The organism is Paenibacillus sp. LHD-117, assembly GCF_030929555.1.
Lineage (GTDB): Bacteria > Bacillota > Bacilli > Paenibacillales > Paenibacillaceae > Pristimantibacillus.
Window position 1 is genome coordinate 95,049 of sequence record NZ_JAVFVT010000024.1, and the last position, 12,882, is coordinate 107,930.

General features: G+C 57.9%; 11 protein-coding genes. 6 read left to right on the forward strand and 5 right to left on the reverse strand.

Annotated features, from left to right (window positions below):
- Positions 1-4: 4 nt before the first annotated feature.
- Positions 5-1,810: a cache domain-containing sensor histidine kinase gene (locus RB620_RS18935; RefSeq protein WP_308096973.1), complete on the reverse strand. Its 1,806-nt coding sequence runs from the start codon at positions 1,808-1,810 to the stop codon at positions 5-7.
- A gap of 179 nt (positions 1,811-1,989) precedes the next feature.
- Between RB620_RS18935 and RB620_RS18940 the strand changes: the two genes are divergently transcribed.
- From RB620_RS18940 to RB620_RS18955, 4 genes are read left to right on the forward strand one after another with little or no spacing between them, the layout of a single operon-like run.
- On the forward strand, positions 1,990-3,348 hold the full coding sequence (locus tag RB620_RS18940) for an ABC transporter substrate-binding protein (protein WP_308096975.1): 1,359 nt from the start codon (positions 1,990-1,992) through the stop codon (positions 3,346-3,348).
- A 30-nt stretch (positions 3,349-3,378) separates the two neighbouring features.
- Entirely contained in the window at positions 3,379-4,263 is an 885-nt protein-coding gene (locus RB620_RS18945; protein WP_308096977.1) for a carbohydrate ABC transporter permease, read from the forward strand.
- 13 nt (positions 4,264-4,276) lie between these two features.
- Positions 4,277-5,107, forward strand: coding sequence for a carbohydrate ABC transporter permease (locus RB620_RS18950; protein ID WP_308096979.1), 831 nt, complete (start codon positions 4,277-4,279; stop codon positions 5,105-5,107).
- Positions 5,108-5,112: 5 nt separating this feature from the next.
- A complete protein-coding gene (locus RB620_RS18955; RefSeq protein ID WP_308096981.1) occupies positions 5,113-6,903 on the forward strand; it encodes a glycoside hydrolase family 66 protein in 1,791 nt (596 codons plus the stop codon).
- A gap of 59 nt (positions 6,904-6,962) precedes the next feature.
- Here the strand turns inward: RB620_RS18955 and RB620_RS18960 are convergent, their stop codons facing one another.
- The 3 genes from RB620_RS18960 to RB620_RS18970 all read right to left on the reverse strand — a co-directional run bounded on the left by RB620_RS18960 (position 6,963) and on the right by RB620_RS18970 (position 9,412).
- Entirely contained in the window at positions 6,963-7,568 is a 606-nt protein-coding gene (locus tag RB620_RS18960) for a pentapeptide repeat-containing protein (protein WP_308096983.1), read from the reverse strand.
- A gap of 96 nt (positions 7,569-7,664) precedes the next feature.
- Positions 7,665-8,780 carry a serine hydrolase domain-containing protein gene (locus RB620_RS18965; RefSeq protein ID WP_308096985.1) on the reverse strand — a complete coding sequence of 372 codons (1,116 nt, stop codon included), beginning with the start codon at positions 8,778-8,780 and terminating at the stop codon, positions 7,665-7,667.
- A gap of 74 nt (positions 8,781-8,854) precedes the next feature.
- A complete protein-coding gene (locus RB620_RS18970; protein WP_308096987.1) occupies positions 8,855-9,412 on the reverse strand; it encodes a CGNR zinc finger domain-containing protein in 558 nt (185 codons plus the stop codon).
- Between the two features lie 142 nt (positions 9,413-9,554).
- On the opposite strand from RB620_RS18970, the gene RB620_RS18975 reads away from it, so the two are divergent.
- Together RB620_RS18975 and RB620_RS18980 are read left to right on the forward strand one after the other, a co-directional pair.
- Positions 9,555-10,031: a DinB family protein gene (locus RB620_RS18975; protein WP_308096989.1), complete on the forward strand. Its 477-nt coding sequence runs from the start codon at positions 9,555-9,557 to the stop codon at positions 10,029-10,031.
- Between the two features lie 140 nt (positions 10,032-10,171).
- Entirely contained in the window at positions 10,172-11,134 is a 963-nt protein-coding gene (locus RB620_RS18980) for an alpha/beta fold hydrolase (RefSeq protein WP_308096991.1), read from the forward strand.
- 713 nt (positions 11,135-11,847) lie between these two features.
- Here RB620_RS18980 and RB620_RS18985 read toward each other — a convergent pair.
- Positions 11,848-12,882, reverse strand: a 1,035-nt coding sequence (locus tag RB620_RS18985; RefSeq protein ID WP_308096992.1) for an IS110 family RNA-guided transposase, incomplete at its 5' end; no start/stop codon positions are given.

Sequence of the window (12,882 nt, forward strand, 5' to 3'; positions counted from 1 at the left end):
TCGGTCAGCCTTCTTTCGTATCGGGGTAGGGAATCGCCAGCGTCACGGCAGTGCCTTGTCCCGGAGCGCTCCGGATAGACAGGCCGTAGCCTGCGCCGTATTTGACCTTGATCCGTTTGTTTACGTTCACGAGCCCGATGCCGGTGCGGGTGCGTTCGGCTGCGTTGGCGTTAGCCGAATCCTCCAACTGCTCAACCTTCCTCATTAGCGTCGCTAGCGTCTCCTCGTCCATACCGGGGCCGTCGTCGCGGACCTCCAGCAGGAGCTTGCCCGGGAGCAGCGCCGAAGAGACGGTAATCGTCGTCGGCTCCTTCCGCTGCTCGCAGGCGTGGACGACCGCGTTCTCGACAATGGGCTGGAGCAGCAGCGCCGGGACGTGATGTCCGAACAAGGCCGGATCGATGTCGATCGCATAGGACAACCGGCCTTCGTAGCGGCTGCTCTGGATGCCGAGGTAGGCGTGCAGCAGCTCGACCTCCTTGCGCAGCGGCATCTCCTTGTCCCACTGCGACATGCCGCGGAGGATGCTGCTCAGCGCGTTAATATGCTCGATCGCTTTCTCCTGCTTGCCGGATTGCATGGAGAGGCTGATCAGGTTCAGCGTGTTGAATATAAAATGCGGCCGGATCTGGTTGAACAGCGCGTTGATCTGCGCCTCCTGCTGGAGCAGCTTGGATTCGTACACTTCCTTCACGAGCTCCGTATTCTCCCGCAGCATGATTCCGATGCGCCCGACCAGCCGGTTGAACGCCGCCCCCAAATACCCCATCTCGTCTCGCCGTTCACTCTGGAACGTGACGTCCAGCTTGCCCATCTCCACTTCCTTCATCAGCTTGACGATGGAGAGGAGAGGCTTCAGGAAATGCCGCGTCAGCACGATCAGCGCGAGCAAGGCGATCACTGCGCAGCCGACGGAGAACAGCAGCGCCCGGTTGCGGGTCGCGATCGCTTCCCGGTTCATCTCCGAGACGGAGTTGACGGCCACGATCGTCCAGCCGATGCGGGGCACGGAAGCCGTGCTCAGCAGATAGCCGTCCGCGATGGCGTCCGGCGAGGCCAGCCCGGACAGCGCCGTGACCTTATGGGCGTCCGCCGATGCATAGACGAATTCGTTGTCCGCGTCCAGAATGTAAAGGCCGCCTCCAGCGCCCATCTCCGCTTTCTCCAAAATGTCGACGATGCCCGAATAGTCGGCATCCGCCTTGATGACGCCTAGAATGACTTGCGTGTTGCTGATGCTGCGAAGCTGCTTGGCGACGGAGAAGGTGCGCACTTTGCCTCCGCGTTCGCCCGCGGCGCTGCCGCTGTCCGGAACGAAAATATATGCTTGGGTGGCGAGCGCTTGCCGGTACCAATCGTACTCCTCCGGCTTCTCGTTCGGGACGAGCTTGGTAGGGAGCCGGGCGCTGGAATAGATTTCATCCGTGACGATAGAGACGCGCACGATGTCGCCCCGGGGGTAAATCATAATTTCGTCGAGGTAATTTTCGATTAACCGCCGTTTCTCCAGTTGGGCCAGCTCGGTTGCGGGGGACGGCGCCTCAAGCGCCTCCATGATGCCTTCGTTCCGGTACGGGTACAGCGTCAGCCGGTACAGGTCGTCGAGATACGTATCGATATTGAGCGTCACTTGATCCAGGATTTGCTGGACCTTCTCGGAGGATTGCCGCTGAAAGTCGCGCGTGTAGCGTGTATAAGACAAATAGGATTCGAAAAAAACGGAGCTTAGGAGCAGCAGGCCGGTCATGGCGAGCAGCTTCGTCTTGATGCTCCATTCGCGGTAGCTTCTGATCGGGGCGACTGGCAACATTTCGCTCCTCCTCGCAATCGGCTGATTTGCTTCCTCCATTGTATAGGACGATCCCCGCGCCTTGGAAGACGATCTGAAAAATCCGTACCGCAATCGTGGATTTCAGGTATTCCAACAGGCTTCCGCACCGCTTAAGCTTAACGTGTAGCACAAAATCGATCCTCGGGGGAGGAAACACAGTGATTCTACGCAAAAGAGTGATGGGGTTCACTAGCGTCATCCTGATTATGGCCATGGCCGCGGCATGCGGCTCCGGCAACAACGGCAATAATGGCGGCGCCGCTACGGCGGAGCCTTCGCCGAGCGCCTCGGCCGAGCCGGCGCCGACGGAGAAGCCGCAGGAGAAGGTGACGCTGAAGTTTTTTACGGGCAAGGTGGAAACGGTGGATCTCATCAATGAACTGATCGCGAAGTTCGAAGCCGAGAATCCGAACATCAAGGTTGAGCAAGAGTACCAGAAGGACGCTAGCAACGTCATCAAAGTCAAGTTCGCCTCCGGCGACATTCCGGATATTACGACCGTGTACGCGCAGGATTACGTCGATCAGGGCAAGTATCTGGATCTCTCGAACGAGCCGTTCTGGTCCCGCGTCCTGCCCGCGATCAAGGAGCTGAACACCGACATCAAGTCGGGCAAACAATTTCGCGTCGCGACGAACGTCACGATGGCGGGCATTTTCTACAACAAGAAGGTGTTCGAGGAGCTGGGCCTGAAAGAAGCCCATACATGGGCGGAGTTCAAGAGCAATCTGCAAACGATCAAAGACAAGAAACCGGACATGACGCCGATGTTTCTGGCGGGCAAGGATTCTTGGACGCTCGGCCATCTGATCGAATTCATGGCGCACGGCGTCATCAAGCAAAAGTACGGCGTGGCGGATGCCCGCGCGGCGTTTATCAACAACGAGTCCGAAAAGCTGCAGTTCGACGCCGAAGGCGGCGGCATCGATGCGTTCGCCGGCAGGCTGCTCGAGCTGAAGGAAGCAGGGCTGATCAACGGAGACGCCATTACGGCGACGTACGACAACCAGAAGGAAGCGTTCGTCACAGGCAAGTCCGCGCTGTTCAGCCAAGGCATGTGGGTGCTCGGCGATCTCCTGACGCTGAATCCCGGCATGGCGGGGGACATCGGCTTCTCGCCGTTCCCGGCCATCGTCGACGGCACGAAGCCGGTGACGCTGTCGGCGGAGGATTCCGTTTACGCGATCACAGCGGAGTCGAAACATCCGGAAGAAGCGAAAAAATTTCTGGAGTTCCTGTTCAAGCCGGAAAATCTGAAAGCCTACAGCGAATTCCTGAAATCGCCGCCGGCGTTCACGGACGTCAGCGCGGACTGGGGACCGCTCAAGGATCAAGCGGCAGCGGCGCTGCAAGCCGGCGTCAACATCGCGTTCACCGACACGCCGTCCGGCTTCTCGGGCGACGACGCGGGACGTATGGTGCAGGAACTGCTGGCAGGCAAATACAAAACATCCGTCGACTTCGCCTCTGCGTACAAGGAAGCTTGGGACAAAGCGTGGGGAGCGACCAACAAGTAACGAACGGTCGGCAGGCAGGAGAGAGAAACCATGCGCGTAATGCTTAACAAAATCAGCGGCAAGCTGCATCATTTCATGGCGGTGCCGGCGATCCTGCTGTTCGGCTTGTTCTTCCTCTATCCGCTCACGCAGGGCATCGGGATCAGCTTAACGGATTCCAACGGCATGACGGCGCCAAGCTTCGTCGGCCTGCAAAACTTCTTCGATTTCTTCCGGGACGACCGGGCGAGGAACGACGTCATGATTACCGTCTGGTTCGCGCTCGGCAGCGCGCCGCTGCTGAATTTGTTCGGCTTGCTGTATGCGCTGTTCCTCGACCGGAAGCTGGCAGGCAGGGGGATCGTCCGCGCGGCGGTCTACCTGCCGGCCGTCATTAGCCCGCTCATCATGGGCTACATCTGGTACTTCATTCTGCAGCCGGAGCGGGGTTATCTTCCCCACGTGCTGAAAGGTATCGGCCTAGGTTCCTTTGACGTCAACTGGCTAGGGGAGAGCTCCCCGGCGCTCGTCGTGCTCATCGTCGTGAACGTCTGGCAATACGTCGGGATGACGATGATCGTCTACCTGGCGGGCTTGCAGGGCATCCCGGCCGATATGTACGAAGCCGCGCGGATCGACGGAGCGGGGCGATGGGCGTCGCTTCGGTACGTGACGCTGCCGCTGCTGTACCCGTCCATCAAGATTAACGTCGTAACGAACATCATCGGCTCGTTGTCGGTATTCGAGATCATCGTGGCGCTGACGGACGGCGGTCCCGGCTACGCGACGGAGTCGCTCAGCATTTATATCCTGCGCATGCTGTACGGCAGCTTCACAGGTTATTCCACGGCGGTCGCGTTGATCCTGTTCGTGATCATCCTGATCCCGGTCGCGCTGTTCCTCCGGTTTACGAGGAAATCCGAATACGAGCTTTGAGAGGGTACCCGCCATGACTATGAATCAGAGATTATCGGCTGCGGCCAAATATACGATTGCGGGGATCATGGTGCTGATCGCCTTGATCCCGTTCTATGTCCTGCTCTACCTATCCATGAACACGCCGTCGGCGAACGTCTTCGGCGGACTGTTCCTGGTGCCCGACTTCCACTTCGGCAACTTCGCGGAGGCGTGGGAGGGGTCGAAGCTAGGACGTTCCATGCTGAACTCTTTGATCATTACGTTCGGCGCCGTGGCGCTGATCGTCTTCGTCGCCAGCTCGGCGGGCTATTCCATTGCCCGGTTCCGGAGCAAGGGGAATATCGCGATCTTCAACACGCTGCTCGCTTGCCTCATGATCCCGGCCATTATCATTACGGTGCCGCTGTACACATTAATGAGATCCATCGGCGGCATCAACACCCATTGGGCGATGATCCTGCTGACGGCGGCGAACGCGCTGCCCCTGTCGGTCTTTCTGTATACGAGCTTTATCCGGTCGCTGCCGAGGGAAGTGGAGGAATCGGCGGTCATGGACGGCTGCACGTATTTCACCGCGTTCTGGCGGGTCACGTTCCACTTCCTCCGTCCCGTCACGTCGGCGGTCGTCATCTTGACCGGACTTGGGATTTGGAACAATTACGGGCAGGCGGTTTTCTTCCTGCAGAGTCAAGAGATGCGCACGGTGCCGCTCGCGGTGTCGATGTTCTTCCAGACTTACGGGGCAAAGTGGAACCTGATGGCGGCCGCGGCTTTGATCGGGCTCGCTCCGGCCGTGCTCGCGTTCCTGGCGTTCCAACGGTATTTCATTAAAGGCATCACGGCGGGCGCGCTGAAAGGATGAAAGAAATGGACGAAAGTAAAAAGATGGTTGCGATAACGGATTTGTATCCCGTGAGGGCGCAGTATCGCAGCGGGGAAACGGCGACGCTCGCCGTCGAGCTCGCGAACGTGTCGGGCGAAGCGGCGACGGCGCGCGTGCGCTGCGTCATCCGCAAGCTGGATGCCATCGTGGAAGTGCTGGAGAGGGAGGTCGTCGTTCCGGCGAACGGAACGGCGGCGCTGAGGCTGGAGGCGGGCCCGTTCGCCGTGGACTACGCGGGCTTCGGCGTCGACGCCGAGCTGCTTGCGGGGGACGGGAAACGTTCTGGAGCGCTAGCCGGAATGGTGCCGGGACGAGGCAGTGACGTTGCGGTCGGCGCGAGCCGAGCGTCAACGGCTTTTGACGTCGTGTCGGATTGGAGTCGCGCGTTACGCTACGGCTTCCTGAGCGACTTCGACGGGGCGGAAGCCGGCGACATGGAGGACGTGAAGTGGATGGCCAAGCTGCACCTGAATCTGGTGCAGTTCTACGATTGGATGTACCGTCACGATGACTTAGTGAGCGATGAGGAGACGTATACCGACCTGATGGGCCGGTCCGTTAGCCGGAGCGTGGTCGAGGAGAAAATCTCGTTATGCCATGAGCATGGCATGAAGGCGATGGCGTACGGGGCGGTGTACGCCGCGAGCAAGCCGGTCGCCGAGCGTCATCCCGATTGGCGGCTGTATACGGGCTCGGGCGAGCCGTACGATTTTATCGGCATCTTTAACATTATGAATATTTCGAGGGATTGCCCTTGGCATGATCATATCGTGGGCGAATACCGCAAAGCGGTGGAGAAGCTTGACTTCGACGGCATTCACATGGACACGTACGGCTTCCCGAAGACGGGATGGTCGCGGCTTGACGGGGAGCCTCGGCGGGAGCGGCTCACGGAGCAGTTTCCGGCACTGATCGAGTCGACGCGAGAGGCGCTTGCGCCGATTAAGGACGAGATTTGCCTCGTCTTCAACAATGTGGGAAACTGGCCCGTGGACACGGTCGCGAGATCAAGTCAGGACGCGATTTACGTGGAAGTATGGAAGCCTTACGAGCGTTACCATCATTTGCGGGAAATCATTGCGTGGGCGCAGAGCCTGAGCGGAGGCAAAAACGTCATACTCGCGGCTTACCTGAAGCCTTTCCGGGAGGTTGGCCCGCTTGGCGAGGATGGGGCGGAGAACGGGTTCCGGCTGCTGAACGCGGTCGTGACCGCCCATGGGGCGAGCCACCTGCTGCATGGGGAGAATGGCGGCGTGCTGACGCAAGGCTACTACGTCGATCATTCGAAGCTGCGCCCCGGGTTTTTGCGAACCGTGCGTGACTATGCCGACTTCGGCGTGCGGTACGGGCATGTCCTGAACGCTCCCGGGCTGCGGGACGTGTCCATGACGCACGCGGACGGCGACAATCTGGAGTACGCGTTCGAAGGATTCGCCTACAGCACGTATGGGGAAGCGGGCAAGACGTGGACGATCGTCCGGGAACGGGAAGGGATGTCGCAGATCCACTTCGTGAATCTGGCTTCCGCGACGGATGATCGTTGGAACGAGGCTAAGGAACGTCCGGCTCCCGTTACGGGGCGCATCGTCCGGATCGAGGTGGACGATGCCCCGTCGTCCATCCTGCTGGCAAGCCCCGACGCGAATGGCGGCCAAGCGGTCGCGGTCGATTACCGGGTGGAGACGACGGATCGCGGCATGGTTGCCGTCTTGGAGCTGCCGCCTCTCCTGTTTTGGGATATGTTGATCGTTCGCTCGGGAACGTTCGCAGATTGATGGGTTGGTTGAGCGAGGCTGCCGAACGATCCGGCAGCCTCGCAGGTTAGCGTGGTCGATTAACCGACCTTGGCTCCATGGGAAATCGAAAACAATACAGTTTGTTCCCTGTCCATTCTCATGCCTGCGATCGCAAACGTTTTGAAGTCAACACCCTCCATTTTGGCCCCTCTCGCGTCAGCTCCCTGCATTTTCGCTTTCGAGAGTATTGCCATCGTCAAGTCGGCATCTCTTAAATCGGCTTTTTCTAGATTGGCTCCCGTAAAGTCCGCTTCGAAAAATTTAATCCCCCGCAAGTCCTGTCTGGCCAATCGGGTATTTCTCATATTCGTATAGGACCAGTCGCCCTGAAGAATCGTGATCCCGTCCAGAGTGGAGTTAGTGAAATCAGACCCTGTCATCTTGCATGTTTCGAATTTTGAAGAAAATAGATTTGCCCCGTTAAAATTGCAATTCTCAAATGCTGATTCTTTATGAAGAGAGCCATTTAACGATGCTCCCCGAAAATCGCACTCAACGAATCGGCAATTCGTGGAAGCAATCTCCTCCAGTGATCCGTTCGCAAACGAGCAGCGTTGGAATGTACAACCGATCAGCTCGCCGTATCTCAATTCTTGCGTTCCAAAGTTTACTTCAGAATAATACTGATTGCTATACTGAAACATTAGATACCTCTCCCGTAGTAGATTAAATCTGCTAAATAATAATCATTTTTAATATAGCATACGGGTGTCAAGTACCCGTTTATTCATAGCTAAAAGTCAAGGGATTTTTTTGTAATTCCTCAGCTCGTTTACGATGCGAATCAACGCTTTAAAGCTTGGGACCATGTCGGCGTCGGAGCCGAAGTTCATGATTATATGGGTGTCGGTGTTCGGGTCGTAGAAGAAGTGGGTGGACAAGACGCCGATATGTCCCTTGAGGCGAGGCAGGCCGCGCAGCAGGAAAAAGAACTGCTCGAACCGCGTTTCCATCATGCCTTGCCCGTAATAGAGGCCGGGCCGAAACCGCTGGTCGCATGCTTCCATCGCTTGAAGCGCTTCCGGCCGGATCAGCTTGCCTTCCCGCAGCGCGCAACCGAAAGCCAGCAAATCCTCGCAGGTCGATACGATGCCTCCACCAGCCCAGTCGCAGCTCAGGCTGCGGTATTTGCTAATCTCTGTGCCCTGGAACCAGATAGGGGCAAGCTCCGCGGCGGGCTCGCGTGCGGGCTTCGTATGGAACAGGAGGTAGCTGTCCTTCATCGCAAGAGGTTCGAAAATATGCCTTCTCAGGTTCGCGCCGAACGATTCGCCAGTCGCGCGCTCCAGCAGCAGCCCGAGCAGCACGTAGCCGGTATCGGAATAATGGAACTTTCCGTTCGGGGGAGCGACGGCTTTTTGTTTCGTTCGGGTGAAGTCGAGGAGCAGCTCGGGGGTCCAGAGACGGTCGGGCTTCGCGATAATTTCTTGGTAGAAGTAGGGACCGTCCGCGACGGGATCTCCAAAATAATCCGCGATGCCCGATCGATGCGTCAGCAGTTGCTCGATCGTGACTTTGCGGGAGTAATCCGTCCGTTCATGGAGGAATACCCGGTCCAGCTCGGCCGGTTCGAAGTAGTCGGCAATGGCATCCTCCAGCTTGAGCCGTCCGTGCTCCGCGAGCATGATCGTCAAGACGGCCGTGAACAGCTTGCCGATGCTGGCGATGTGGTAGGGCCTCGGTGGGTTCGCCGACGAATACCGGTATTCGAGCCCGAGCCGCTCGGAGCGGATTAGCACTTGCAAGTCCGGCACGGGGCCGGACTTTTTTTTGTTTCTCCGATCGTTTAATTTGCGGAAATAGGCGTCGAGCCTTTGCGTTCGAGATGGGGGCGACGCGGGAGAAAACCTTGCCATCAGCCAGACCTCCTAACGGATTAAGGCGTTGCATGATTTAGCCTATGCGCGGGCGCCCGGAATCCTTCTACGGCTTAGGTCTCGGTTTTCTTTCTTTCGCGGAATCGCCTGACCTTCATCAGGTTGCCGCAAAGCTTGTCGTCGCAAAAGCGTTTGGACCGGTTGCGCGTGTCGTCGAGGAACACCCACTTGCAGTTGCCGTTGTCGCATAAGCGGATCCGGCTGCCGAGCCCTTCGGCGAGCGATCTTGCGAAGTCGGCCGCGGCTTCCGCGCGGACGCTTCGCCAGGAATCCGCCGCTGGCGTCCAGGAGAGGCGCACGCTTCCTCCTTCCTCCAGCTCGGCCCGCCGAACGACCGCTTGTTCAGCCAGTTGATCATTGATGGCATGTACCATGTCCTCCGTCGCCGCTTCGCCTGCCGCCAGCCGAACCGAGAAACCGCGCAGCTCATCCCGGAAACGCCGCAACTCGGCGACCTCCTCTTCGGAAGCGGGCACGGGAGCGGACAGTCGGTTGCGCTCGAGGAAGGCGGCTTGCCATTCCCGGCTTTCCAGCCTGTCCTCGGCATGGCCGTCACCTTTCCAATCATGCCACAGGCTGTCGGCCAGATCGATCCAGAGTAATTCCATCATTGTTTTCCCCCAATGTCTATTCTAAGTGTAACGACCTAAATTAATTTAGATGGTTTCGTTTTAATGGCGCATATGCTACCTTTTCATTGTAACGTTCAAAATATTATTTAGCTAGTTACATATTCGGGAGGAGAGGTTTGGGATGAGCATGAACCGCGTAGAGCTGTTGCTGCTGCAGAGGGACCAATCGTGGAGCCGGGAGGAGTGGATCGTTCCTTTGGGCGTGGCGCTGGAGGGCGTTCGGGCATCCGTTGCGGCTTGGAAGCCGCAGGGCGGGGGCAATTCGATCTGGGAGACCGTTCGCCATATTAACTTTTATAATGACAGGCTGCTGCGGCTGACGGGAGAACCGCTCGGCGAAGGCGCGGCGTCCAACGACGCGACGTTCCTAGGCGAAGGAGGCTCCGAAGACGAGGCAGCTTGGCAGGCGACGCTCGGCAGGACGCACGAGCTGGCGGACCGGCTGCGCGAGACGATCGCAGCGCTTTCCGAGGGCGACCTGGAGAAGCCGTACATCGAATCGACGGTTGGCCGGCAGCTGGCGGATTGGATGCTTCACGACGGTTACCATAGCGGCCAAGTCGTGCTCATTCGTAAGCAATTAGGCGACTGGAGGTAGCCTGGATTCGCGGCGGGATGACGCCATTTTGACATTGGAATCGCTCTCAAAATCGGGTATGATGGGGTTATTCTTGCGAAAATTTTGCAGTTTTTGCATGCAGCCTAATCTATTCGTTTTTCCGAGGGGGAAATTGTGAGATGCCGTTAGTAGACATGCCGCTAGACAAGTTGAAAGAATACCAGGGAAGAAATCCGCGACCGGCCGACTTCGACGCGTATTGGGACCGCGCGATTGCCGAGCTGCGCGCCGTCGACGCGAACGTCGAGCTTGTGCCGAGTGCGTTCCAGTCGCCGCAGGCGGAATGTTTCGATTTGTATTTCACGGGTGTTCGGGGCGCTCGCATTCACGCGAAATACGTTCGCCCGAAAAACGCGTCCGAGCCGCATCCGGCCGTCGTTCTCTTCCATGGCTATACGGGCAATGCGGGCGATTGGAGCGACAAGCTGGCCTATGCTTCGCTAGGCTTCTCCGTGCTGGCGATGGACTGCCGCGGCCAAGGCGGCTCGTCCGAGGATTCGGGCAGCGTGAAGGGCAATACGCATCACGGCCATATTATCCGGGGTCTCGACGATCACCCGGACAACCTGCTGTTCCGCCACATCTACCTCGACACGGCCCAGCTCGCCGGAATCGCGTTGGGCTTGCCGGAAGTCGACCCGGAACGCGTCTATGCGGCGGGCGGCTCCCAAGGCGGCGCGCTGACGATCGCATGCGCGGCGCTGGAGCCCCGCGTGAAGAAGCTCGCGCCGATCTATCCGTTCCTGTGCGATTACAAGCGGACGTGGGAGATGGATCTCGCGAAGGACGCCTACCACGAGCTGCGTACGTTCTTCCGCCATTTCGACCCGCTGCATGAGCGCGAGGACGAGATTTTCGAGAAGCTTGGCTACATCGACCTGCAATTCCTGGCGGATCGCATTCAAGGCGACGTGCTCATGTTCGTCGGCCTAATGGACACGATCTGCCCGCCGTCCACGCAGTTTGCGGCTTATAACAAGATCAAGGCGCCGAAGCAGCTCGCGATTTACCCGGACTTCGGCCACGAAGGCCTGCCGGGCGCGTCGGACCGTACGATGCAGTTTTTCTTGCAAGAGGGGTAAGAGCTAGCTATAAGATCGCTCTGACATTTCCGCGACCATTCGCGACGATCCGCGACCAATCGCGACCAATCGCGACCAATCGCGACCAATCGCGATCAATCGCGACCAACGCGACCATTCGTTGATCTAGCGGAACTCAGCGCGCTTATTTTGCGATTTTGAGCCGATACGGATATCTAACGGAACATAGAGCACTTATTCCATTGAAATTGGTGTTTTTCAGCCTGAAAAACATAAATAAGGCACCGTGCTTCCGTTAGCCTATCAAATCGATCAAATTGAGCCGAATAGCGTCGGCTGCTTCCGTCCCTCGTATTTTAGGGATTATCTCACGAATGCTCACTCATTCGCAGGATTTCAACATGATGAATTTCAGGTGGGGCGGATGGTTTTCGGCATAGACGATCGTCGACGGAACTTTTGGCATACAGGAACAGAAGTCGCGTTGTTACGCACTTCGCGTAGACGCTCTGCTGCACGCTCCACTTGTCCCTTGGAGGTTCACCCTCCCATGTCTCTACGGGTCTATGCCCTTACATTCCTTCGTTGTACCTGACCAAGGCGTGGAGACCGATTGCGTTTAGAAGACGGGTCATATGCCCTGACGGAAGCAGTACTCGGTTCTCTGTGCTTTCTTTGTCGTTGAAGTCCCGCGAACGAGTCAACATTCGTGAGTGGATCTTAGGTTTCGTGCTACTACTGAAGGCTTTGGGCTAAGCGGCCACAGCGTCTTGTTGCTTGCTCTGGTACGTTTCGCCACGTTGCACCATACCAACAACAATTCGTGCCAGCTTACCGATGAGCTTAAAGACGGATTTCATCTTGGGCATGCCCTTTCGTTGGTTTTGCTCATGCCAATGCTTGAAGTCCGGATGCTGCTTTACCAAGTTCAGCATTCCCATGAATAAGTATTTGCGCAGCATGCTGTCCCCCCGCTTAGAGAGCTTGATCTGGCCCGTATACTTCCCTGACTTTCGCTCCGCTAGATTAAGGCCGGCGCGGCGCAGCAGTTGCCTACCATGGGCGTAATGACGCAGATCTCCTGCGCATCCGAGCAGACAGGCAATGGTGATCGTACCTAGACCGTTCAGGCTGCGGAGCTGCTGAGCGACTGGTACCTGCTCCAATAGGGCTTCAAGCTCTTGCTGCATCTCGTTCAGTATGCGCTGCGTCTCTTCGTAGAAATGCAGTAGCCGCAAGATGTCTTGGCGTGCCGCATCGTTTGTGCCCGACTTGCCGACACTACGCTTCGCAGCGTTCAGCAACTGTACGGCCCTTGCTTTACCGCTGACGCCGGCTACACGTCGCATGCCTTGATTGCGCCATCCTTCCATCACCTCGTCGGCACTAAGGCCGTCCAAATCGCTAGGCAGCGGAAAAGCCTGAAGCGTGGCCAGCGAACGTACGCCGTCCCACTCTTGGAAGATGCTTCGGAACTCGGGAAAGTACAGGTCGATCCAGCGCACGATGCGGTTGCCCAAACTCGTGGACTGCCCCGACCAGTATTCGCGTGCGCTCATCACAGCCTTGATTCGGTCGAACATGGGTTCTTGCGGTGCGTAGTCGGTGTAGTAGCCCCGGCTGACCACATCAGCGATGACAAGCGCGTCCTTCGGGTCGTTCTTCGACGGGCTGTTGTCGCGGTTTTCCTTGTTGCGATGCGTCGTCATGGGGTTCACCAGCACGACCTCGATGCCTTGCTCCAGCAGCCAGCCGGCGAGATTGTGCCAGTAGTGGCCTGTGGGCTC